General features: G+C 71.8%; 21 protein-coding genes and 2 tRNA genes. 19 read left to right on the forward strand and 4 right to left on the reverse strand.

Translation table 11 applies throughout. The features are described 5' to 3' along the window. Positions 1-7: 7 nt before the first annotated feature. Positions 8-1,249: a glycosyltransferase family 2 protein gene (locus DJ476_RS23970; RefSeq protein ID WP_112491537.1), complete on the forward strand. Its 1,242-nt coding sequence runs from the start codon at positions 8-10 to the stop codon at positions 1,247-1,249. 24 nt (positions 1,250-1,273) lie between these two features. Here the strand turns inward: DJ476_RS23970 and DJ476_RS23975 are convergent, their stop codons facing one another. Continuing rightward, on the reverse strand, positions 1,274-2,698 hold the full coding sequence (locus DJ476_RS23975; protein ID WP_103421483.1) for a polysaccharide pyruvyl transferase family protein: 1,425 nt from the start codon (positions 2,696-2,698) through the stop codon (positions 1,274-1,276). A 230-nt stretch (positions 2,699-2,928) separates the two neighbouring features. Between DJ476_RS23975 and proB the strand changes: the two genes are divergently transcribed. The 5 genes from proB to DJ476_RS24000 all read left to right on the forward strand — a co-directional run bounded on the left by proB (position 2,929) and on the right by DJ476_RS24000 (position 8,059). Continuing rightward, a complete protein-coding gene (gene proB, locus DJ476_RS23980; RefSeq protein ID WP_112491538.1) occupies positions 2,929-4,047 on the forward strand; it encodes a glutamate 5-kinase in 1,119 nt (372 codons plus the stop codon). A 127-nt stretch (positions 4,048-4,174) separates the two neighbouring features. Next, entirely contained in the window at positions 4,175-4,666 is a 492-nt protein-coding gene (locus tag DJ476_RS23985) for a hypothetical protein (RefSeq protein ID WP_019765907.1), read from the forward strand. Between the two features lie 95 nt (positions 4,667-4,761). Then, positions 4,762-6,045 carry a glutamate-5-semialdehyde dehydrogenase gene (locus tag DJ476_RS23990; RefSeq protein ID WP_070204072.1) on the forward strand — a complete coding sequence of 428 codons (1,284 nt, stop codon included), beginning with the start codon at positions 4,762-4,764 and terminating at the stop codon, positions 6,043-6,045. A 54-nt stretch (positions 6,046-6,099) separates the two neighbouring features. Continuing rightward, on the forward strand, positions 6,100-6,657 hold the full coding sequence (locus DJ476_RS23995; RefSeq protein ID WP_112491539.1) for an SCO2584 family spore wall biosynthesis protein: 558 nt from the start codon (positions 6,100-6,102) through the stop codon (positions 6,655-6,657). Between the two features lie 235 nt (positions 6,658-6,892). Then, the gene (locus DJ476_RS24000) at positions 6,893-8,059 is read left to right on the forward strand and encodes an SCO2583 family membrane protein (RefSeq protein ID WP_112491540.1); all 1,167 of its coding nucleotides are present in this window, start codon (positions 6,893-6,895) and stop codon (positions 8,057-8,059) included. On the opposite strand, the gene DJ476_RS24005 is transcribed toward DJ476_RS24000, so the two are convergent. Further along, on the reverse strand, positions 7,992-9,113 hold the full coding sequence (locus DJ476_RS24005) for a M48 family metallopeptidase (RefSeq protein ID WP_103421486.1): 1,122 nt from the start codon (positions 9,111-9,113) through the stop codon (positions 7,992-7,994). The genes DJ476_RS24000 and DJ476_RS24005 overlap by 68 nt on opposite strands. 111 nt (positions 9,114-9,224) lie before the next feature. Here DJ476_RS24005 and DJ476_RS34975 point away from each other — a divergent pair, with 111 nt between their 5' ends. The 10 genes from DJ476_RS34975 (at position 9,225) to DJ476_RS24045 (ending at position 14,549) form a co-directional block, all read left to right on the forward strand. Then, the gene (locus DJ476_RS34975; protein ID WP_019763134.1) at positions 9,225-9,377 is read left to right on the forward strand and encodes a hypothetical protein; all 153 of its coding nucleotides are present in this window, start codon (positions 9,225-9,227) and stop codon (positions 9,375-9,377) included. An 84-nt stretch (positions 9,378-9,461) separates the two neighbouring features. After that, positions 9,462-9,623 carry a hypothetical protein gene (locus tag DJ476_RS34980; protein ID WP_019763133.1) on the forward strand — a complete coding sequence of 54 codons (162 nt, stop codon included), beginning with the start codon at positions 9,462-9,464 and terminating at the stop codon, positions 9,621-9,623. A gap of 38 nt (positions 9,624-9,661) precedes the next feature. Then, positions 9,662-10,279, forward strand: coding sequence for a nicotinate-nucleotide adenylyltransferase (gene nadD, locus DJ476_RS24010; RefSeq protein ID WP_112491541.1), 618 nt, complete (start codon positions 9,662-9,664; stop codon positions 10,277-10,279). A 19-nt stretch (positions 10,280-10,298) separates the two neighbouring features. Continuing rightward, positions 10,299-12,161, forward strand: a complete 1,863-nt coding sequence (locus DJ476_RS24015; RefSeq protein ID WP_112491542.1) for an LCP family protein — start codon at positions 10,299-10,301, stop codon at positions 12,159-12,161. Positions 12,162-12,369: 208 nt separating this feature from the next. Next, the gene (gene rsfS, locus DJ476_RS24020; protein ID WP_053563007.1) at positions 12,370-12,801 is read left to right on the forward strand and encodes a ribosome silencing factor; all 432 of its coding nucleotides are present in this window, start codon (positions 12,370-12,372) and stop codon (positions 12,799-12,801) included. Further along, positions 12,798-13,451 carry a histidine phosphatase family protein gene (locus DJ476_RS24025; protein WP_070204154.1) on the forward strand — a complete coding sequence of 218 codons (654 nt, stop codon included), beginning with the start codon at positions 12,798-12,800 and terminating at the stop codon, positions 13,449-13,451. Before rsfS ends, DJ476_RS24025 begins: the two co-directional genes overlap by 4 nt. A gap of 193 nt (positions 13,452-13,644) precedes the next feature. Continuing rightward, positions 13,645-13,717 (forward strand) — tRNA-Ala (locus DJ476_RS24030). Between the two features lie 185 nt (positions 13,718-13,902). Beyond that, positions 13,903-14,091, forward strand: a complete 189-nt coding sequence (locus DJ476_RS24035) for a hypothetical protein (RefSeq protein ID WP_112491543.1) — start codon at positions 13,903-13,905, stop codon at positions 14,089-14,091. A gap of 3 nt (positions 14,092-14,094) precedes the next feature. Beyond that, positions 14,095-14,328 (forward strand): hypothetical protein, encoded by a 234-nt coding sequence (locus DJ476_RS24040; RefSeq protein ID WP_018487125.1) that lies wholly within the window; start codon positions 14,095-14,097, stop codon positions 14,326-14,328. 148 nt (positions 14,329-14,476) lie between these two features. Then, positions 14,477-14,549: transfer RNA gene (locus tag DJ476_RS24045), tRNA-Ala, on the forward strand. Between the two features lie 61 nt (positions 14,550-14,610). Here DJ476_RS24045 and DJ476_RS24050 read toward each other — a convergent pair. Continuing rightward, complete coding sequence (locus tag DJ476_RS24050; RefSeq protein WP_112491544.1) at positions 14,611-16,188, reverse strand: ferredoxin; 1,578 nt, start codon at positions 16,186-16,188, stop codon at positions 14,611-14,613. After that, positions 16,185-17,810 carry a hypothetical protein gene (locus DJ476_RS24055; protein ID WP_112491545.1) on the reverse strand — a complete coding sequence of 542 codons (1,626 nt, stop codon included), beginning with the start codon at positions 17,808-17,810 and terminating at the stop codon, positions 16,185-16,187. The genes DJ476_RS24050 and DJ476_RS24055 overlap by 4 nt, the downstream gene beginning before the upstream one ends. A 489-nt stretch (positions 17,811-18,299) precedes the next feature. Between DJ476_RS24055 and leuS the strand changes: the two genes are divergently transcribed. The 3 genes from leuS to DJ476_RS24070 all read left to right on the forward strand — a co-directional run bounded on the left by leuS (position 18,300) and on the right by DJ476_RS24070 (position 23,153). Next, positions 18,300-21,173, forward strand: coding sequence for a leucine--tRNA ligase (gene leuS / locus DJ476_RS24060; protein WP_112491546.1), 2,874 nt, complete (start codon positions 18,300-18,302; stop codon positions 21,171-21,173). Positions 21,174-21,392: 219 nt separating this feature from the next. Next, positions 21,393-22,172, forward strand: coding sequence for a hypothetical protein (locus DJ476_RS24065; protein ID WP_103421491.1), 780 nt, complete (start codon positions 21,393-21,395; stop codon positions 22,170-22,172). Positions 22,173-22,307: 135 nt separating this feature from the next. After that, positions 22,308-23,153, forward strand: coding sequence for a DegV family protein (locus DJ476_RS24070; protein ID WP_112491547.1), 846 nt, complete (start codon positions 22,308-22,310; stop codon positions 23,151-23,153). Positions 23,154-23,492: the final 339 nt, after the last annotated feature.

The raw sequence follows: 23,492 nt of genomic DNA on the forward strand, positions 1-23,492 counted from the left end.
GGTGGATATGGCCGACATGCCCAGGACGAACCACGAGCCCGATGTCAGTGTGATCATCGGGGCGTATGAAGCGATGCCCTATCTGATCCGGTGTCTGGAGTCGGTGGACGCGCAGACGATCGGCCCCGGACGCATGGAGATCGTCGCGGTCGACGACGGTTCCACGGACGGTACGGGCGAATGTCTGGAGGAATTCGCCGCCCGGACGGCGATCCCCATGCGGGTCGTCCGGCAGGAGAATTCCGGCGGTCCCAGCGGCCCGCGGAACCTCGGCCTCGGGCTGGCCCGGGGCCGGTACGTCTTCTTTCTCGACGCCGACGACTATTTCGGTGAAGAGGCCCTGGAACGCATGGTCGCCATGGGCGACCGGGCGGGCACGGACGTGATTCTCGGAAAGATCGTCGGCGTCGACCGCGGTGCGGCCAAGTCCATGTGGGGCGAGACCGTCGAGCGCGCCGATCTCTTCGATTCCCACATCAAATTCACCCTGAGCGCGCAGAAACTGTTCCGGCGCGACCTTCTCGTACGGCTCGGCATGAGCTTCGACGAGAAGCTGCGGACGGGCGAGGACGCCCTCTTCACCATGGAGGCGTATCTGCGCGGCGACGGGGTCTCCGTCGTCGCGGACTACACCTGCTACTACCTGGTGGGCCGGGAGGACGGCAAACAGCTCACCAAGAGCGGCGGCTACGAGCTGCGGTTCGACTCGGCCAGGGCGCTCATGAAGCTCATCGCCGACCATGTCCCGCCGGGGCCGCGGCGCGACACCCTGATGGTCCGGCCCTTCGTCATCACGCTGCTCCCGCAGTTCGGCCCGGCCCTCCTCGGGCAGAGCGAGGCCGTGCGGAAGCACAAGCTGGAGCTGGCCGCCCCGCTGATGCGGGCCTACTGGACGCCGGGGCTGGCCCGCCGGCTCAAGGTCCAGGAGAGGCTGCGGCTGACCTGCGTGGCCGAGGGGCGGCTCGATCTCCTGCTGGACATCCTGCGGTTCCTGAAGGACAAGAAGAAGCCGAAGGCGGTCCGCAAGGGTCTGCGCGGCCGGCTCCACCTCACCTACCCGCACTTCGGGGAGGGCGCGGGGCTGCCGGACGCGGCGTACGAGCTGACCGTGCCGGAGCGGATCGGCGGCGGAAAACCCGTGGTGCCGGAGCCGCAGACCCCGACGGTCTTCGTACGGCGCCTGAGGCGCAAGGCCCGCCGGACGGCCGGGGCGCTCCGGACCGCCCTCCACGTACCGCGCCGCGCGTAGTCGCACCCTCGGCGGTTCGGGGCCCTACTCCTCCGGCCGCAGCAGCTTCCGGACCGGGCGGCCCACCACCCGGCGGGCCCGCCGGTAGACGGTCGGGAGGGTGCCCGCGCCCTGGCCGATCTGGATCCGGACACCGACCGGGGACGTCCGTCCGGCGAGCCGGCCGCGCAGCTCCGCGTTGTGCGCGGCCAACTCCTCCATCCGGCCCCGCAGCCAGCCGAACCGCGCGCTCAGCGCCTCGGGGTCGTTGCCGATCCAGGGGCGCACGGCGGGCGGCAGCGCGAGACCGGCCAGCCGGGCGTCGAACGCGGCGCCCCCGTCGCCGTGCGTGAAGGTGTTCTCCAGGCCGTTCCGCTCCAGGAACCCGATGAAGCGGAGGAAGCGCTCCTCGTGCCCGTTCACGAGCCCGCCGAAGTCGGCAGCCTCGTACAGTTCGGCGGGATCGACGGTGTCGGGGACCTCGGAGATCCTGCGGTGCGGGATCTCGAAGTACCGGCACAGCTCCAGGGTCCGGGAGTCGCTGCACAGGACCGTGCTCGGCACCCCGGCCAGCAGCGCCGCGATGTTGCCGTGGATGCGGGAGCCGAAGGAGAAGTCGAAGTCGCGGAGTTCACCGATCCAGGTGGCCGGGTCGATGTAGAGCCGGACCTTGTCCTCCCGGTACATCGGGTGGGACGGGTGCGTCGGCATCGAGGTCTGCGCGCCGTCGGGGTGCGGGGTCTCGCGCCAGTGCAGCAGCTCCGCCTCCAGAAGGTTCTGCCCGATGAACCGGAGGTGCGGATAGCGCCCGTGGGCCCGGCGGATGATCGCGTCGAGCCCGTGCGCGCGGACGGCGCTGTGCGAGCCGTTCACCGCGATACGGGACTCGGCGGTGAGCGGCCCCTGGCGCTTGGTGAGCGTGAACGTCGCGCCGTTCAGGAACATCGAGGGGCAGCCGATGACCTCCACGTCCCGGAACCCCATGTCGGCCAGGTACCGCGCGGTGAACTCGCCCCGCACGCCGATGGAGGCGCTGCGGTCGAGGACCGCCGCGACGAACTGCCGGACCGTCTGCTCCATCGGCTTCAGCCGCTCCGCGTCGTACGCCAGCGGGGCCTGTGCCCCGACGCCCAGCACGACCACGGGGATCCGCAACTTCCTGATCAGCTGCGTCATCCGGGCCAGCGGCCGCTCGAAGGTCGGGCGGAAGGCGTTGGCCAGCGGGACGACGAAGACGTCGTACTCCTCGTTGATGCGCTCCGCCTCGGACGGGACCGCCCGGATCCCGTTGGAGAACACGTCCGTCCGCGGGGTCGTCAGGATCTTGTGCGCCGCGTCGCTGAAGATCAGGTTCCCGGTGTTCGTCGCGAAGACGTCCCGGTGGAGGGCGTCCTCCAGGGAACCCGTATCGAACGGACTTTTGCCCGATCGCAGAAGTAAGCGGCGTTTCCGGGACGGTTCGTCGGTCACGGGCCCAGCGTAGCCCGGTGCCACCCGGCCGGAGAGGGCGTCGTACCCGCTGGAGGGCGAGTCGTGCCGCCCGCGCTGAGACGGATCGGCGCCCCGCCGACGCCTCGCGTAGATTGTGGGCGCCGGTGAGGACGACATGATGGGGACGGGCGTACGTGTCAGGGGCAAGCGAATTCGAAGGCGCACTCCGCACACCCTCCGACCGGGGTGACTCCGGGCGGCGGGCAGAAGTGACCGGTGCCCGCAGGATCGTCGTCAAGGTCGGCTCCTCCTCGCTCACCACCGCCTCCGGCGGCCTCGACGCCGACCGCGTCGACGCCCTCGTCGACGTCCTGGCCAAGGTCAGGGACGGCGGCGAACGCGAGGTCGTCCTCGTCTCCAGCGGTGCCATCGCCGCCGGGCTCGCCCCGCTCGGCCTGGTCCGCCGCCCCAAGGACCTCGCCCGCCAGCAGGCCGCCGCCAGCGTCGGCCAGGGGCTCCTGGTCGCCCGCTACACCGCCTCCTTCGCGCGTTACGGCGTCCGCGTCGGCCAGGTGCTCCTCACCGCCGACGACACCAGCCGCCGCGCCCACTACCGCAACGCCTTCAGCACCCTCGACAAGCTCCTGGAGATGGGCGCCGTCCCCGTCGTCAACGAGAACGACACCGTCGCCACCGACGAGATCCGCTTCGGCGACAACGACCGGCTCGCCGCCCTCGTCGCCCACCTCGTCCACGCCGACCTCCTCGTCCTCCTCTCCGACGTCGACGGCCTCTACGACGGACCGCCCGGAACCCCCGGCGCCTCCCGCATCGCCGAGGTCACCGGCCCCGGCGACCTCGCGGGCGTCACCATCGGCAGCGCCGGCAAGGCGGGCGTGGGCACCGGCGGCATGGTCACCAAGGTCGAGGCCGCCAACATCGCCACCGCCGCCGGGGTCCCCGTCGTCCTCACCTCCGCCAGCCGGGCCGCCGACGCCCTCGCGGGCCGCGACACCGGCACGTACTTCCACCGCACCGGCCGCCGCTCCGCCGACCGGCTCCTCTGGCTCGCCCACGCCTCCACCCCGCAGGGCGCGCTCACCCTGGACGACGGTGCCGTACGGGCCGTCGTGGAGCGCCGCACCTCGCTGCTGCCCGCCGGGATCTCCGCCGTCGAGGGTGAGTTCAGCGCCGGCGACCCGGTGGAGCTGCGCGATCTGCGCGGCGCCCCCGTCGCCCGCGGGCTCGTCAACTTCGACGCGAAGGAGATCCCCCAGCTGCTCGGCCGCTCCACCCGCGATCTCGCCCGTGAGCTGGGCCCCGCCTATGAGCGCGAGGTCGTACACAGGGACGATCTGGTCATCCTCGTGCCGCGCCTCACCCCCTGAAACGGCTGAAAGTCCCGCCATCGGGCAGGGACCTTTACCAAAACCGCCCCACGCCCGGCCGTTGACTGGTCCACTTTGTAGCGGGGAAACAGGGGACCGCACAGCAACACATCACAGGAGGCCGCCGGTGAGACGAGCGCGCCCGGGGGCGTCGCCCCGAGGCACGGGCAGCCGCGCCCTGACGAGCGTCGGAGCGGGCGCCGGTTTCGACCGGAACCCGCCCCTGGGAGGCACCGCCGACCAGGAGCCGGTGCCGGAGCGCCAGGAGGACCGCCCGCAGTCGAAGCTCTGGCACATCACCCTCAGCGTCTCGGGGGCCGAGACCCCGCTGCGGGAGGTCAGACGCGGTCTGGAGCAGCTCGCGCACGACCATCCCTTCCTGCTGACCAGCCGTTACGCAGGCGACCACGCGGAGATCCGCTACTGGGAAGAGGCCCGCGACCTGCACGACGCCGCCGCGGTCGCCCTGCGGCTGTGGGGCGAGCACCGCTCCAGCGCCCAACTGCCGCCGTGGAAGATCGTCGGCCTCGAAGTCATCGACCGCGAGACCTACCACCAGCGCATCGCCGAGGGGTACGGGCCACCGCCCGCCGCCCCCGTCGGCGTGCACCCGTACTGAAAGGCCGTGCTGCGAGGCGTCCGCCCCTCGGGTCGGCCGTCTCGCATCACGGGATACGTGCCGTATGCCCGCAGAGCGCGCATTACCCTGCGGGCATGACCACGCTCTCGCCCTACGACAACCTGTCCCCGGTCGCGCAGACCGCCTACCGGGCCCGCGCCGCCGCCGCAGATATCGCGCCACTTCCGCGCGCTGCCAAGGACGACGCGCTGCTGGCCATCGCGGACGCCCTCGAAGTGCGGACCGCCGAGATCGTCGAGGCCAACGCGCAGGACGTCGAGCGGGCCCGCGAGGCCGGGACGGGCGAGGGCATCATCGACCGGCTCACCCTCACCCCGGAGCGCATCCGGGCCATCGCCGCCGATGTACGGGACGTGGCCGCGCTGCCCGACCCGGTCGGTGAGGTGGTGCGCGGCTCGACCCTGCCCAACGGCATCGACCTGCGCCAGGTCCGCGTCCCCCTCGGCGTGGTCGGCATCATCTACGAGGCCCGCCCCAACGTCACCGTGGACGCCGCCGCCCTCTGCCTGAAGTCCGGCAACGCGGTCCTGCTGCGCGGCTCCTCCTCCGCGTACGCCTCCAACACCGCCCTGGTCCGGGTCCTGCGCGACGCCGTCGGCGGCTCGGGCCTCCCCGCCGACGCCGTACAGCTCGTCCCGGGCGAGAGCCGCGACTCCGTACGGGAGCTGATGCGCGCCCGCGGCCTGGTCGACGTCCTCATCCCGCGCGGCGGCGCCTCCCTGATCCGTACGGTCGTGGAGGAGTCCACGGTCCCCGTCATCGAGACCGGCACCGGCAACTGCCACGTCTACGTCGACGCCCAGACGGACCTGTCCATGGCGGTCGACATCCTGGTCAACTCCAAGGCCCAGCGCCCCAGCGTCTGCAACGCCGCCGAGACCCTGCTCGTCCACAAGGACGTCGCCGACGCCTTCCTGCCGCTCGCCCTGGACGCCCTGGCCGAGGCCGGGGTCACCGTCCACGGCGACGAACACGTCCTCGCCCACGCCGAGGGGACCAAGGCCACCGTCGTCCCGGCGACGACCGAGGACTGGGAGACCGAGTACCTGTCGTACGACATCGCGGCGGCGGTCGTGGACTCCCTGGACGCGGCCGTGGCGCACATCCGCCTCTGGTCCTCCGGCCACACCGAGGCCATCGTGACCACCTCGCAGGCCGCCGCCCGCCGGTTCACCCAACTGGTCGACTCCACCACGGTCGCCGTCAACGCCTCGACGCGCTTCACCGACGGAGGTCAGTTCGGCTTCGGCGCCGAGATCGGCATCTCCACCCAGAAGCTGCACGCCAGGGGCCCGATGGGCCTGCCGGAGCTGACCTCCACGAAGTACATCGTCACCGGCGACGGCCACACCCGGTAGCCCGACTTTCCGGAGCACCTGCCCAAAAGGTCCCGGCACGGCTACGCTGAATCCGTGCCGGACGACGTGGGGGGCAAGCCGTTCCCGGACGGCTGGGAGCCTGACGACGACCGCGGGGGCGCGGACAAGGACTTCGCCTCCGTGGTGTTCGACGAGGACTTCGTCCGGGCCGCCGTCGTCCATGAACCCACCGCCGTGGAGCGCCTGCTCGCCGCCGCGGAGGCCCGGGCCCAGGCCGACGCCGCCCGGGCCCGCCGCAGCCGCCGTCCCACGGACGGCGAGTACGGCTCCCACCGCCGCCCCCGGCCCCCGCACGACCCGCAGGACCTCGACTACGACCCCGACGACCGCGACGGCTCCGGCTCCTACGGGCCCGGTGGTTACCGGGGCGCAGCCCGCTGGCACCGCCCGGTTGCGTGGCTGCTCGCCCTGGTCATGGGCGTCGGTATGGTCGGCCTCGCCTTCTCCGCCGCCCACCGGACCGCGTCCGCGAACCGCGAGGACCAGGTGGTGCCGCCCGCCACCAGCGGGGTGGACCAGCCCGGGGCGATTCCGCCGGCCGCCGTGGACCACTCCCGCCCCACGGTCTCCGCCACCCCCTCCGCCCCCTGAGCCGCCCCCGCGCCGCGCGCCCCGCACCGGGGGAGCGGCCCGCCCTTCACCCGTACGGCGGTGGCGGCAGCCGCCACTTCCCGCCGCTCTCCGCGTTTACGTCACCGCCGATCGACCTACTCTGAAGATGTGACCCCTCGCTTCCGGGGGGCTTCTCGCTGCCGGACGCCCGACGGCCGAAGCAGACCGTGGCGCACCGAGCAGACCGGTGGTGCGGAGATGCGGGAGAGACGTCATGACAGGCCGCTCAGAACCGCCGAACGGCCCGCCCGAGAACCCCGAGGGCGGCGAGGACGAGTACGGCTCGCTCGTCTTCGACGAATCGTTCATCCGCAGTGCCCGCATGCAGGAGTTCTCGGCGCAGGAGCGGATGGGCGAGCCCGCCCGCGCGGTGCGCACGCTCCCGGAACCGGTGGCCCCGACGGGCCACGGCTCCCGGGCCGCCATCGTGCTGGTCGTCCTCATCGCCCTGGCCTTCGCCACGGCCGTCTACATCGGCTTCCGCAACCCCTACCCGCAGCCCGTCACCCGCCGGGCCGAACCGCTGCGCACCACCGTCGTGCCCCTCGCCCCCCGCGGTCCCGTCCCCGCCGGATCACCCGAGCAGCTCTACCGGGCCGCCCCACTCTCCGGCTTCCGCACCGGCGCGGCCGGCATCAACTTCCCCTCCGTGCGGCGTACGCAGAACTTCTCCGACAGCCAGATCACCACCGCCCTCGCCACCGTCAAGGACTACCTGGTGGAGTCCTCGCTCAACCCGGCCGTCCTCACCGGCCAGGTCCGCCGCCCCGTCGAGCAGCTCCTCGACCCCGACCAGCGGGGCCAGTTCGAACGGTCCCTGAGCAACCCCGCCGACGACGGGCTCCACGCCGCCACCGGCTGGCTGGTGCGCTTCGACCCGGCCGAGGTGGAGCTGGCCGACCCCCAGGTCCGGGTCCAGGGCACCCTCTCGTACGCCGAGGACGGCGCGGGCACCCTGGAGATCGTCTCGGACCACACCTTCACCTACGCCCTGCGCCCGGCGGGCCCCACACCGAAGGAGGACGGCGCCTCCCTCTTCACCGTCCGGCGCGAGCTGCGCTTCCGCCTCGACCGGGAGGACCTGCGGCTGCACCGGCTGGAGCTGCGCACCGCCCACGTACAGGCCGGACCACAGTCCTGCTCGGCCGGCGCGACCGGGACGCTGCGCCCGCTCCTGGCGGGGGAGCGGGCCGACGCCCGGGGCCCCGCGGCCACCGACCCGTACGCCCCGGGTCGGCCCGCGGCGGCGCTCTGCGGGACCCTGGCACCCCTGGGCACCCCCACACCGGCCGCCCCGGGCGCCCCCGGCGGAGCTACGCCTTCCGGGGCCCCTCCTCAGGATTCTGCGGCCCTTCGGGACTACCGCCCCCGTCCGTCGTAGCGGAACCGCCCGCACCGCCCTTGGCCCCACCGCCGCCACCGGTGAACTTGTCGCGCAGCTTGCCGCCCAGGTCCCCGGCGCCCCCGGCGATGTCACCGACCAGCTTCATCAGCGGGTCCTTGCTCGTACGCACCGTGTCCGCGTAGTGCGAGGCCGACTCCCGGAAGGAGTCCGACACCGACGCGTCCTTGTCCTCGTCGCGCCGGGGGTAGTGGCCGTCCATGATCCGCTGGAAGTCGCGGGTCTCGGACCACTTCTTCAGCTCGGCGGCCCGCACCGTGGTGAAGGGGTGCGACCGCGGCAGCACATTGAGGATCTTGAGGACCGAGTCCCGCAGGTCCCCGCCCTTCTCGTACTCGTCGGCCTGGGCGAGGAAGGCGTCCACGTTCATCTCGTGGAGGTGGTTGCCACCGGCGATCTTCATCAGACCGCGCATCGACGCCTGGATGTCCTGGCCCACCAGCAGCCCGGCCCGGTCGGCGGAGAGCTCCGACTTGCGGAACCACTCGCGCAGCGCCGTCACGATCGCCATGATCGCCACGTTCCCCAGCGGGATCCAGGCGACCTTCACGGCCAGATTGGTGAGGAAGAGCAGGATCGTCCGGTACACCGAGTGGCCGGAGAGGGCGTGGCCCACCTCGTGGCCCACCACCGCCCGCATCTCCTCCTCGTCGAGCAGCTCGACCAGGCCCGTGGTGACCACGATGATCGGCTCGTCCATCCCGATGCACATGGCGTTGGGCTGCGGGTCCTGCTTGACGTACATCGGCGGGACCTTCTCCAGGTCCAGGATGTAACACGCGTCGCGCAGCATGTCGTGGAGGTGGGCGAACTGCGCCTCGCTCACCCGGACGGAGTCGGAGAGGAAGAGCAGCCGCAGGCTCCGCTCCGGGAGCAGCCCGCTGAGTGCCTTGAAGACGGTGTCGAAACCGGTGAGCCTGCGCAGCGCCACCAGGGCCGAGCGGTCCGCCGGGTGCTCGTAGGCCCGGGACGAGATCCCGGGGAATCGCCTGCGCGCCCTGCTCGGCACGTTCTCGTGACTGATGTCGGTCATGGATGGCCCCCTGTTCGTACGAGACGTTGCTCGCCCCCCGGACAAAACCCAGCGTAGGCGCTGGCGCTACGGTGTGCGGGGGGCTGTGGATAACTTTGAGGAGCGCCCGAAATGCCGCACATCGCCATCACCCTCGCTGCCGCGTCCGCGGACCAGGGACCGGGGGCCACCCTCCGGATCGTGCTGCTGGTCTCGATCGTCGGAGCGGTGCTGCTGGCCTGGTTCCTGCTGCGCGGATACCGCAACAACGACGACAACGACTGAGTCGGCGTGAGCGTGCCCGAAGGCCCCGCATACGATGTGCCCGACGTCTTCCTTCCGCCTCACGATCGATAGGTCCTGCCGAAGATGAGCCTCACGAGCACCGCACACGAGCTGGTCACCCTCGCCTCCGGAGGCGAGGGCGGCGGCAACCACGAAAGCCTCAACCCGTACCTCATCGGCGGCCTGGCCTTCCTCGCGCTGATGTTCCTGCTCTGGGTCACCACCCGCTTCAACCGCGACCGCTGAGACAGAGGCGTACAGCTGTGCCAGTAGGCTCTGCACGCATGGGAGCGCAGGAAGTGCCTACCGGCCCCGGCAAACGCCGCATCGGCGTCATGGGCGGGACATTCGACCCGATCCACCATGGACACCTGGTGGCGGCCAGTGAAGTGGCCGCCCAGTTCCATCTCGACGAGGTCGTGTTCGTCCCGACCGGGCAGCCGTGGCAGAAGAGCCACAAGAAGGTCTCCCCGGCCGAGGACCGCTATCTGATGACGGTCATCGCCACCGCGTCCAATCCGCAGTTCTCGGTCAGCCGCAGTGACATCGACCGTGGCGGACCGACGTACACCATCGATACGCTGCGGGACCTGCGCGAGGTCCACGGCGACGCGGACCTCTTCTTCATCACCGGCGCCGACGCGCTCGCCCAGATCCTCACCTGGCGCGACGCGGAGGAGCTGTTCTCGCTCTCCCACTTCATCGGTGTGACCCGGCCGGGTCACGTGCTCACGGACGACGGACTTCCCGAGGGCGGTGTCTCCCTCGTGGAGGTGCCCGCGCTGGCGATCTCGTCCACGGACTGCCGTGAGAGGGTCGCGCAGGGGGAGCCGGTCTGGTACCTGGTGCCGGACGGCGTGGTCCGCTACATCGACAAGCGCCAGCTGTACCGCGGCGACTGAGCCACGGAGAGGGGCACCGGTGAACGACCGACAGAACCCGTACGGCCACGACCCGTACTACCAGCAGCCGCAGATCATCGGCTACGACGAGTACGGGCAGCCGGTGTACCAGCAGCACGGGCAGGAGCAGGGCGGGCAGCCGTACGACCCCTACGCCGCCCAGCAGGGCCAGGGGCAGGGCCACGTCACGGACACGGGGTACGGCTACGACCCGTACGACCAGTCCCAGCAATCCCCGCAGCCCCAGGCGCAGCCGTACGACCCCTACGTGGCTCAGCAACAGCAGCACCAGAACCAGAGCGGCACCGACCAGGGGTACACCCAGGGGTACGGGCAGAGCCAGGGCCAGGCGCAGGGTTACGGGTACGGCGGCTACACCGACTACGGCTACGCCACCGGTCAGCAGCCCGCCGCCGTCGACACCGGCCAGTGGAACATCCCGCAGCAGGGCACCGCCCCCGCACCGGAACAGGCGCCTCAGCACGCCCCCCAGCAGGAGCAGCAGCCGGCTTCCCGGCCCGCGCCCGACCGGGGAGCCGACCGGGCGTCCGAGGGGGGCTCCGGCCCGTCGCCGGAGGCGGAGGCCGAGGCGGACCCCGCCGTTCCCGGGCAGCGCCGTCCCGCGCCGGACTACCGCACCGAGCAGTTCTCGTTCATCGAGGAGCCCGACGAGGACTCCGAAGACGTCATCGACTGGCTGAAGTTCACCGAGAGCCGCAGCGAGCGGCGCGAAGAGGCCCGGCGCAAGGGCCGCAACCGGATGATCGCGCTGATCGTCGTCGCCGTGCTCGTGGTGGTCGGCGGCGTCGGCTACCTCTGGTCCGCCGATCTGATCCCCGGCCTCTCCGGCAAGGAGGAGAAGAAGACCGTCGCCGCCGGTGCGCAGCAGCGCGACGTGATCGTGGTCCACCTGCACAACACCAAGAAGGGCGGCACGTCGACGGCCCTGCTCGTCGACAACGTCACCACCAAGCAGGGCACCACCGTCCTGCTGCCCAACACCCTGGCCGTGGCAGGCGACGACGGGACCACCATCACGCTCGGCAAGTCCGTCGACGACGACGGCCGGAGCGGTACCCGGGAGGCCGTCGAGACCCTTCTGGGTACGAAGATCAGCGGCACCTGGCGGCTGGACACCCCGTATCTGGAGATCCTCGTCGAGCAGGTCGGCAACATCGAGATGGACACCGACATCGATGTGCCCGACGCCAAGAAGGGCGCCGACCCCCTGGTGAAGAAGGGGGAGGCGCAGACGCTCAGCGGCCCGATGGCCGTCGCGTACGCCACCTACCTGGCCCCCGGGGAGGCCGAGGCCAAGCAGCTGACCCGGTTCGGTGAGGTCATGCGCGCGGTGCTGCGCAAGATCTCGGAGGACCCCAAGGCCGCGACCGTCACCGTGGAGACGCTGGCCCAGGTCCTGGACCCGTCGCTGCCGGAGAAGGACCTCGGTGCCTCGCTCGCCAAGCTGGCCTCCCGGGCCAAGATCGGTGACTACAAGACGATGCTGCTGCCGGTCCAGGACGACGGCACCCTCACCGACGCGGCCACCCGCAGCGTCGTCAAGGACGTCCTCGGCGGCACGGTGAAGGCTCCCGAGGAGGGCGCCCCCCTCAGGGTCGCCGTCCGCAACGCGACCGGGAACGCCAAGGCCGCGGAGTCCGCCCGGATCACGCTGGTCAACGGCGGCTACGCCTTCGTGGACAGTGGCAAGGCGGACGACGAGGCCGAGTCCGTCGTGATCTACCGGAGCGCCGAGGACAAGGAGAAGGCCACGGAGGTCGCCAAGACCCTGGGGCTGTCCGCCGGGGCCGTGAAGCAGGGCGAACCGGCGGCCAACGCGGACGTGTCCGCCGTACTCGGCCAGAACTACAAGATCAAGTAGCCGGAGGCCGGGAGGTCCGGAGCCCGGGCGTCCGGAGACCCGGAGGCGGCAAGGCCGACGTCGGGCAGGTGGTGGGAAGGCCGACGTCGGCAGGTGGTGGAAGGCCGGCGTCGGCCGGTCGCGGGGACCGTCGGCGGCGGGCGGGAAGGGTTGTCGGCGGTCCGTGAGACCCTGGGGGTTGTATCCGACCGCCGACGAAAGCCTGCATGTGACCGCCACGGACCGCTCCATCGAGCTCATCAACGCCGCCGCCCAGGCGGCCGCCGACCGGCTCGCGCACGACATCATCGCCTACGACGTCAGCGATGTGCTGTCGATCACCGACGCCTTCCTGCTGGCCTCGGCCCCCAACGACCGCCAGGTCAAGTCGATCGTCGACGAGATCGAGGAGCGGCTCCAGAAGGAGCTGGGCGCCAAGCCGGTGCGCCGCGAGGGCGACCGCGACGCCCGCTGGATCCTCCTCGACTACGTCGACATCGTCATCCACGTCCAGCACAGCGAGGAGCGCGTCTTCTACGCGCTGGAGCGCCTGTGGAAGGACTGCCCGGAGATCGCCCTTCCCGAGGACGCGGTCAAGACCCGCGGCAAGGCCGAGGAGCACGCACAGCTCAACGGCGGCACGGAAGGCGACCCGAGCTGAACGGCAGTCGCGGCGGCAGGGGCCGCAGGATCGTCCTCTGGCGGCACGGCCAGACCGCGTGGAACCTGGAGCGCCGATTCCAGGGCACCACGGACATCGAGCTGACCGAGGAGGGCGTCGCGCAGGCCCGCCGGGCCGCCCGGCTGCTCGCCTCGCTGAAGCCCGACGCCGTCGTCGCCTCCGATCTCCGGCGGGCGGCGGCCACGGCCGCCGAGCTGGCGGCGGTCACCGGCCTCACCGTCTCCCACGACGCCGCGCTCCGCGAGACGTACGCGGGCGTCTGGCAGGGGCTGACGCACGAGGAGATCGTCGGGCGGTACGGCGATGAGTACGCCGCGTGGAAGCGCGGCGAGCCGGTCCGCAGGGGCGGCGGCGAGCTGGAGACCGAGGTCGCCGACCGGGCCGCCCCGGTCGTCCTGGAGCACGCCGACAAGCTGCCCTCCGACGGCACACTCGTCGTGGTCAGCCACGGCGGCACGATCAGGACGACGATCGGCCGGCTGCTGGGCCTGGAGGCGCACCACTGGGAAGGGCTCGGCGGACTCACCAACTGCTGCTGGTCCGTCCTGGGCGAGGGCGCGCGCGGTTGGCGCCTGCTGGAGCACAACGCCGGCACCCTGCCGGAGCCGGTGCTCGGCGACGACGACTAGGGCCCCCGACCGGGGCCGCCGAGGGTGATGAGGGGGCCACGAGGCCCGCCCGACAGCGCCCCCGGGCCCGCCCGACGGGGTCTCCGGACCTGCCCGGCAGCGCCCCCGGGGCCGGATTTCACTTTCCGGCAGGTCACAGGCTAAAGTTCTTCTTGTTCGCAGCGCGGAAACGCAGGGAAACAGAGCGAACAGCGGGGCTATAGCTCAGTTGGTAGAGCGCCTGCATGGCATGCAGGAGGTCAGGAGTTCAATTCTCCTTAGCTCCACATTCGAAGATCCCGTCCCCGTCTGGGGGCGGGATCTTCTGCATGGGACCTCCGCCGCACGTGGCCTCCCCGTCCTCCGCGTGGGGATCTTCCGCGAGGACCTGTGAAGCGGGCTGACCCCCTTGCGGGGTCATGGCAGAATCGGAGCGCCGGAGGGGGCGACGGACCGATCGGGAGGGAGCGCGATGCCTGCGAGTCGCGAACACGTCCCCGACCTGCCCCTGGTCACCGCCCCGTCCCCCGGCCCCGTAACGTCCGACGACCGATCCCGGCTCGGCTGTCCGTCCTGTGGTTCGTCCCACGTGGCCCAGGTGCTGGGCGACAACGGAGGGGTCTCCTACGTGTGTACGGCCTGCGGCCACAGCTGGAGCTGACTGATGGGTGCCCACAGGCGTAAGTGCGACTGGTGCGGCAGCGGCACGCCCATTGTCAGGGACATGGACCCGATCAACGCCGAATACCAGTACTGGTGCGAGGAATGCGCGCGGGCGCTGATCATAAAAGGCGACCCCATCGAGACCTACCGGGAGCTGGAGGGGGAGCCGATCTACGGGCGGCTCCTGGAGGAGCACTGCACGCTCAAGCGGTTCTACTCCTTCGCGACGGCCTGACGCCCCACCCCTCTGACCTGCGGCTGATGGTTCAACGCACGGAATAATTCGGGCATATGTGCACGCACCGGAAACGATTTGGTGAAGCACCGGGGGGACCGTGTAATGTTCTCGATGTCGCCAAGGGGAACCGGGCGGCAGACAGCAAGGGGCTATAGCTCAGTTGGTAGAGCGCCTGCATGGCATGCAGGAGGTCAGGAGTTCAATTCTCCTTAGCTCCACAGTGAAGAAGCGGGCCACCCGATCCGGGTGGCCCGCTTCTTTTTCGTGTTGCCGACCGGCTCAGCCGCGTCCGCCGCCCAGGGCCCGCCGGTTGACGGCGGGGAGCGCGGGCCGCTGGTCGGCGGCCGACTGCTCGATCCGGAGCGCCAGCGCCGGGCAGCGCCGTACGGCCCGCTGGGCGCGCCCGCGCAGATGCATCGGAACCGAGGCGTCCGCCAGCGCCGGATAGCCGTCGGGGCCCAGTCGGATCAGCTCGGGGATCAGGTCCGCGCAGAGGCCGTGGCCCTGGCAGAGCGTCCAGTCCACCGCCAGCTTCTCGCCGCTCGGGATCGACTCCTCCAGGTCCTGGTAGCCGGAGGCGGGCAGCGGCAGCACACCGGCCGTCTCCCGGCCGCAGCCGCCGTCCAGGACGTGCGCGGCGAGGTCGTCCGTGAACGCGGACAGCGTCGACATGAAGAACCGCGCCGAACCGTCCGGATGCTTGCAGGCCCCCCGCCCCTTCACGGCCTGGGTCACCTCGCGCAGGGCCTCCAGCGCGGCCGGCCCGCCGCCGTTCAGTACGTCGGAGAGCCCGCCCGCCGCGGCGGGAAGCCCCAGCTTGCACGGGCCGCACTGCCCGGCGGTCTCGGCGGCCAGCCAGTTCGCGATCCGCAGGGACTCGCCGAGCGGGCAGGTCTCCGGCCCGATCGGCAGGATCGCGCCCGCGCCCAGGGCGCCGCCGACGGTGGCCAGGGACTCACGGGAGATGACCGCGTTGTGGCAGGCGGCCGCGTCGATCCAGTTGCCGTGGTAGCCGCCCGTCAGCACCCCCTGGGGCAGCGGCGGGGCCCCGGCCAGCTGGAGCACGTACCGCAGCGGCACCCCCGTCGGCACCTCGATGACCATGGGCCGGGCCACGTCGCCGGAGACGGTGAGCAGGACGGTGCCCGGTTCGCTCGGCAGCCCGGTGTGCCCGTAGCGGCGGGGGCCGATCCGGGCGGCCACGGCGAGCTGGGCGTACGTCTCCGCGTTCGACAGCAGGGTCGGGGCGCCGCCGACCCCGGTCTCCGCCGCCCGCTCGCGCCGGCCCGGGGGGAGCGCGGGGCCGCCGTTGGCCGCCCGGATCACCGAGGACGCCTCGCCGGAGACCATGCGCTCGGGGGTGCGGACCACCCGGGCGCGCAGCTGCTGGCCGCGCCGGTCGGAGAGGCCGCGCTCGGCCAGCGCCGCGCGTACGGAGACCTCGGTGGAGTTACGGGTGACGGCGACGACCAGCGTGCGCGCGCCGAGCGCCTCGGCGGCCAGCAGGGCCCCGTCCAGGATCAGGTGCGGGGCGCGGTTGAGCAGGACGGTGTCCTTGCGGCAGGCGGGCTCGCCCTCGCTCCCGTTGATCACGACGACGGGCCGCACCCCGCGCCGGATGGAGGCCTTCGCCACCGCCCGCAGTTTCTTGCCGAAGGGGAACCCGGCGCCGCCCCGCCCCCGCAGGGATATCGCCTCGGCCAGCTCGGCGAGCCGCTCTCCGGTCACCGGTTCGAGGGGCCCGTGCACCTTCAGGTGCATGGCGAGGTCGAGCCGCTCCACCAGGTCGAAACCGGTGGTCAGTTGAGGCAGGCCGACGACGCGGACCTCGGGCACGTCGGGAAGGGGGACGTTCACGGTCGATCTCCTGCGGGTGCGTGCCAGGGTTCACCGGCCGCCGGGGGCGCGGAGAACGGTCCGGCGCCGGGGCCGGGCGAGGGTGTGGACCTTGATGTGGGCGTGGGTGTGGGTATGCCGGTGTGGGGTTCGGGGGCCGGGGCCGCCGCCCGGTAGGGGGAGGGCGCTTCCTCGGCGGGGCCGGCTGTGCCGATCGGAGCGGTGTCGAAAGAAGGCGTCGCGTGAGCTGTGCCGTAGACCGGTGCGCTATAGGGAGGCGTGGTCTGGGGCGGCGGCTCCGTGTGGAGCGGCGGTGTGTACAGCGGTGGTTCCTGCGGGGGCGCGTAGGTGTGCTCGGCCCCCTGCGGGCCGTGGTGGGCCTGTGCGGGCGGTGCGGGGGACGGGGCGGGCCACCGGGCACCCTGGGGGCGTGCGGGGCCGCCCGCCTGCGAGACGGCGCGGTATCCGGCCGAGATCCCGGGTCCGCCCGCAGGGCCGTCGGCGAGCCGGTCGGAGGGGCGCGGCGGCGGTTCGTACGCCGGGGGCTGGAACCCGTACGACGGCTCCGTCCCGTACCGCACCTCCGTCGGCGCTTCGTGCAGAGGCCGCGGCTCATGGAGAGGCCGCGTCCCGTGGTGAGGTGACGTCTCGTGCAGCGGCGATGTCCCGTGGAGGGGGCGCGTCTCGTACGGCAGGGGCTGTGTCTCGTCCAGGGGACGCATCTCGTGCGGTGGCCGGGTCCCGTACGAGCCGGAGAGCGGTACGGGCGGGGGCATCTGCGGAGGCATCGGCGGAGCCGAGAGCGTGCGCGGGCGCACCGGGGTGCCCCGGACCTCCCCCTCCGGCTCACGCCACCCCACGGGGTCGCCGGGCGGCACCTCGCGCTCCGGGCCGGACCGTACGGGGCCGCGCAGCACCGGGTCCGGCGCGTCGAAGCCCGCGTCCGGGTCGAGCAGCGCGGTGATCCGGTCGGTGATCCGGCGCTTCGTCGGCCGGGGCAGCAGCCGCAGGCACAGGGCGCCGGCGACGCCGGTGAGGCAGAGCCCGTACATCACGACGACCCAGGTGGCCGGGGGCCGCCCCGCGTACAGGCCGTGGATCAGCGCGGCGCACCAGGCCGGATAGGCCAGCGCGTGCAGGGCGCGCCACCGCCCCGCGATCCCGCCCGCCTCCCTGGGGGCGCCCAGCGACTGCCCGAGCCGGGTGGCGGTGGCGGGAGGCTGCGCGAACGCGCTGCGCAGGGCGCCGGTCGCGGCCGTGACCACCATCAGCAGCCCGGCCAGCGAGCCGAAGCCGATCAGCCCCGCCGTCCCCGTGACACCCAGACCGAAGGGTATGAGGGCACCGATCAGGGAGACATGGCCGAGGGCGACCTTCACGGTGCCGTGCAGCAGCAGGAAGCCGAGCGCGGCCACGGCGGTGGCCCGGTGGATGCCCTGGCAGACGATCCGCTGCCGGGTGGAGAGGAACAGCCGGTCCGTGGCCAGCAGGCCCCAGGCGACGGCCGCGCTGAGCGACACCAGCGACAGGACGCCGGTGGTGAAATCGAGGGTTGCACGCAAGGCGTCGCTCCCCGCGACGGCGAGCAGAGGGATGAATATCAACGCGACGACAGTCAGACCGCCTTGTACCGGCCGACTCATTCCGGGGCTCATGGAAGGGGATACGCGGATCTTGCGATGAGGGTTCATGGGGGCGACTCCGAATAGTTCGGCAAAGCGGTCCCGTTGCCGCATGCTAGGGCGCCCCATACCAACCAGTACGGGCTTTGCTCGGTTGCCCCGATAGAAGTCGGTACGCCGAGTAACCTCTCCGTCCCACGCCTTCAGGGGGCCGCTTTCCCGGCCCTACAGGATGGTTGCCGGGCGGCACAGAGCCCGCTTCCGTGCGCACGGGACCCGTTTTCGCGCGCTATTGGGGAGGGCGGCGTCCGCCCTCCGGTCGCTCCCCGCTCCCTTCCGGGCACGTGCGGTACCCTGACGCCATGCGTGCCGTACGCCTTCTGCTTAGCGAGCCGCGCTGAACAGTCCCGACCGGTGAGAACGCCTGGTCGGTGTCAGCGCGGCGTCCCCTCCTGTGCGAGGGGATTTTTCGTTTCCCGGCAGATGACGATCGATGGAGCTTTGAGGATCATGAGCGAGACGAATTCCGCTGCCGAGACGGCCGCGCCGCACCGCTACACGGCGGCGATGGCCGCCGACATCGAGGCACGCTGGCAGGACTTCTGGGACGCCGAGGGGACGTACGAGGCGCCGAACCCGACCGGTGACCTGGCGGGCGACCCGGAGCTGGCCGCCAAGCCCAAGAAGTTCATCATGGACATGTTCCCGTACCCCTCGGGCGCGGGGCTGCACGTCGGCCACCCGCTGGGCTACATCGCCACCGATGTCTACGCCCGCCACCAGCGGATGACCGGCCACAACGTGCTGCACACCCTGGGCTTCGACGCGTTCGGCCTGCCCGCCGAGCAGTACGCCGTCCAGACCGGCACGCACCCCCGGGTCTCCACCGAGGCCAACATGGAGAACATGAAGGTCCAGCTGCGCCGGCTGGGCCTGGGCCACGACAAGCGCCGCTCCTTCGCGACGATCGACTCCGACTACTACAAGTGGACGCAGTGGATCTTCCTGCAGATCTTCAACTCCTGGTACGACACCGAGGCCGACAAGGCCCGCCCGATCGCCGAGCTGGTCGAGCAGTTCGAGAACGGCACCCGTGCCACCCCCGACGGCCGTGAGTGGAGCGCCCTGAGCGCCGCCGAGCGCGCCGACCTGCTGGGCGAGTACCGCTTGGCGTACGCCTCCGACGCCCCCGTCAACTGGGCGCCCGGCCTGGGCACCGTGCTGGCCAACGAGGAGGTCACCGCCGACGGCCGCTCCGAGCGCGGCAACTTCCCCGTCTTCAAGGCCAAGCTGCGCCAGTGGAACATGCGCATCACCGCCTACGCCGACCGGCTGCTGAACGACCTGGACGGGCTGGACTGGCCCGACGCCATCAAGCTGCAGCAGCGCAACTGGATCGGCCGCTCCGAGGGCGCCCGGGTCGAGTTCCCGGTCGACGGCGCGGGCGGCATCACCGTCTTCACCACCCGCCAGGACACCCTGTTCGGCGCCACGTACATGGTGCTGGCCCCCGAGCACGACATGGTCGAGCGGATCATTCCGGCCGCCTGGCCCGAGGGCACCCACCCGGTGTGGACCGGCGGCCACGCGACCCCGGCCGAGGCCGTCACCGCGTACCGCAAGCAGGCCGCCGCCAAGTCCGACGTCGAGCGGCAGGCCGAGGCCAAGGACAAGACCGGTGTCTTCACCGGCGCGTACGCCACCAACCCCGTCAGCGGCGAGAAGGTCCCCGTCTTCATCGCGGACTACGTCCTGATGGGGTACGGCACCGGCGCGATCATGGCGGTACCGGCGCACGACGCGCGCGACTTCGCCTTCGCGCGCGCCTTCGAGCTGCCGATGCGCTGTGTCGTCCAGCCGTCCGACGACCGCGGCACCGACCCCGCCACCTGGGACGACGCCTTCAGCTCGTACGACGCGAAGCTGGTCAACTCCGCCAACGACGAGATCTCGCTGGACGGCCTGGGCGTCGTCGAGGCCAAGGCTCGGATCACCGAGTGGCTGCGGGAGCACGGCGTCGGCGAGGGCACCGTCAACTTCCGGCTGCGCGACTGGCTGTTCAGCCGCCAGCGCTACTGGGGCGAGCCCTTCCCGATCGTGTACGACGAGGACGGCATCGCCCACCCGCTGCCCGAGTCGATGCTGCCCCTGGAGCTGCCGGAGGTCGAGGACTACTCGCCGCGCACCTTCGACCCGGAGGACGCCTCCGCCCAGCCCGAGACCCCGCTGTCGCGCAACGCCGACTGGGTGAACGTGACGCTGGACCTGGGCGACGGCTCCGGTCCGAAGAAGTACCGCCGCGAGACCAACACCATGCCCAACTGGGCCGGTTCCTGCTGGTACGAGCTGCGCTACCTGGACCCGAACAACGACCGGCAGCTGGTCGACCCGGAGATCGAGCAGTACTGGATGGGCCCGCGCGAGGGGCAGCCCACGGGCGGCGTCGACCTGTACGTCGGCGGTGCCGAGCACGCCGTACTGCACCTGCTGTACGCCCGTTTCTGGTCGAAGGTGCTGTACGACCTGGGCCACATCTCCTCGGCCGAGCCGTTCCACAAGCTCTACAACCAGGGCATGATCCAGGCCTTCGTCTACCGCGACAGCCGGGGCATCGCCGTCCCCGCCGCCGAGGTGGAGGAGCGCGACGGCGCGTTCTACTACCAGGGCGAGAAGGTCAGCCGCGTCCTGGGCAAGATGGGCAAGTCCCTGAAGAACGCGGTCACGCCGGACGAGATCTGCGCGGAGTACGGCGCCGACACCCTGCGCCTGTACGAGATGGCCATGGGCCCGCTGGACGTGTCGCGCCCCTGGGACACGCGTGCCGTGGTCGGCCAGTACCGACTGCTGCAGCGGCTGTGGCGCAACGTGGTCGACGAGGAGACCGGCGAGGTCACCGTCGTCGACACGGAGCCCGGCGAGGACACCCTGCGCGCCCTGCACAAGGCCATCGACGGGGTCGGCCAGGACATGGCTGCGATGCGGTTCAACACCGCCATCGCCAAGGTCACCGAGCTGAACAACCACCTGACGAAGGCGGGCGGCCCGCTGCCGCGGTCCGTGGCCGAGCGGCTGGTCCTGCTGATCGCCCCGCTGGCCCCGCACATCGCGGAGGAGCTGTGGCGCCGGCTGGGCCACACCGACTCCGTCGTCCACCAGGACTTCCCGGTGGCGGACCCGGCGTACGTGGTCGACGAGACCGTCACCTGTGTCGTCCAGATCAAGGGCAAGGTCCGGGCCCGCCTGGAGATCTCGCCCTCCATCACGGACGAGGAGCTGGAGGCGCTGGCCCTGGCGGACGAGGCGGTCGTCGCGGCGCTGGGCGGGGCCGGGATCCGCAAGGTGATCGTGCGCGCGCCGAAGCTGGTGAACATCGTTCCCGCGTGACGGCCGCCGAGGGCGTGACGGTCGCGGCGGCGTGACGGTCGCCCGGACGTCTCGGCCGCAGGGGTCTCACGGCCGCCGTGAGTGGCTCTCCTGCGTGATCAGGGCCATCCCCTACGGGCAGGGTGGGGGTTCCGAGGGAACCCCCAACCTGCCCGTTCCGTTTACGGTGGAGGGGGCGACCGGTACCGGCGGGCCGCATCGAGACAGCGAGGGGCATTCATGGAAGCCGCGATCACGATCCTGGCGCTGCTCTTCGTCGCGTTCGTCGCGTTGGGTGTCTATCTGACGGTCAAGGCCGTCGGCGCGGCCAAGCGCGGGATGGACCGCACGATCACCCAGGCCCGGCGCACGGTGGAGGACACCACGCTGCGGGCCAAGAGCTTCGGCCAGACAGGTGTGGCCGGTGAGCTGGCACAGCTCCGGCTCTCCCTGCGCACCTCGATGCGCGCCACCCAGGACGCCCTGCACGCCGGAGTGGCGGAGGACCCGTCGCTCGCGGAGTCGGTGGGCCTCTTCCGGCGGCTGAGCGCCCACGGCCTGGAGCTGGACGAGGAGCTGAAGCGCCTGGAGCGCGAGCCCGACCGGGCGACGGTCTCCGGCCTGCTCCCGCAGCTGCGGGAGCGCACGCAGCGGATCACGCACTCGGCGGACTCGCTGCGCTGGGCGGCCCGGGACCGCGCCCGGCAGTTCGCCGACGACGACCTGGACGCGCTCAACGCGCAGATCGACATCGAGGCGGGGGCCCTGCGGCACTGGACGGTGGAGGAGCGGCCGGGGGCCGCCTCCGGAGAGGCCACTTCCCGTGGCCGTCGCCCCGCGACCGACCCCGGGACGGACTGGCCCGCGCCGCCCGCCGGGGCGGGCAACAGCAGCACGGCGGACGAGTCCTGGGGCGGTCCGGCTCGCGAGGGCGCCCCGCAGGCGATCACCGCGCCCGACCCGCAGTTGGGGACGCGGTATCCGTGGCAGAAGTCGGCCAGGCCGGAGACGACCAACTGACGGCGGGGCGGGCCTGTACGGCGGGGCGTCTCGTCGTGGCCGAGGGTGACAGGACACGTTCCGAAGTGACCGTCGATGATCGGATGGCCGGGGCCGGACTCCCGGACTCCCACCTCTGCGGGTAACCTCCGGCACATGTCCCGCCATGTCGCTGTCGTCACTGATTCAACGGCCTATCTGCCGCCCCGGACGATGGAACGGCACGGCATCACCGCAGTGCCGCTGACCGTCGTCCTGGGCGATCAGGCGCTGGAGGAGGGCACGGAGATCTCGGCCCGCTCGCTCGCCCAGGCCCTGCAGAAACGCCACTCCGTCACCACCTCCCGCCCCAGCCCCGAGGTCTTCGCCGCGACCTACCGGGCGGCGGCCGATGCCGGGGCCGACGCGCTGGTCTCCCTGCACCTGTCGGCGGAGTTCTCGGGCACGTACGACGCCGCGCTGCTGGCGGCCAAGGACGCGCCGATCCCGGTACGGGTGGTGGACACCGGCATGGTCGCCATGGCCCTGGGGTTCTGCGCGCTCGCGGCGGCGGAGAGCGCGGAGGCGGGCGGCAGCCTGGACGAGGTCGTGGCGGCGGCGGAGAAGCGGGCCGCCGGGACGTCCGCCTACTTCTACGTCGACACCCTGGAGTACCTCCGCCGGGGCGGCCGTATCGGCACGGCACAGGCCCTGCTGGGGTCAGCGCTCGCGGTGAAGCCGATCCTCCAGCTCGACGGCGGCCGGATCGAGATGCTGGAGAAGGTCCGGACGGCCTCCAAGGCCATTGCCCGCCTGGAGGAGATCGTGGCGGAGCGGGCCGGTGGGGCGACGGTGGACATCGCCGTCCACCACCTCGCCGCGCCGGAGCGGGCGGAGCGCCTGGCGGAGCGGTTGCGGGAACGGCTGCCGGGCCTGGCCGACCTCCATGTCAGCGAGGTGGGCGCGGTGATCGGGGCGCACACGGGGCCGGGGCTGCTGGGCGCGGTGATCTCACCCCGGTGACGGCTCCGGAACCCTCGTACGGGTGACCGGGATATCCACAACTGGCCTGTTGTCCACAGGAATCGGGGCTGCTCAGCGGGTTTTCGCGGTGGTGCCTAACGTCGTGAGGCATGGCCCTTCGAACTCCTCGGGTGCTGTCTCCCGACCGCGTGCCCACGACGTCTCCGCCGCCTCATCTGCCCCAGCCTCCTCATCCGCCTCATTCGCCTCAGCTGTCGGTTCCATCGCCCTCCCCGACTTCCGGCGGTGCGGAAGCGGCGGCTGCTGTTGCCGAACGTGCTCCGGCGGACGGACGTCGGGTGCGCCGGGGGCCCGGCACCCGTCCGAGCGGCCGGGCGG

The organism is Streptomyces bacillaris (assembly GCF_003268675.1).
GTDB lineage: Bacteria > Actinomycetota > Actinomycetes > Streptomycetales > Streptomycetaceae > Streptomyces > Streptomyces bacillaris.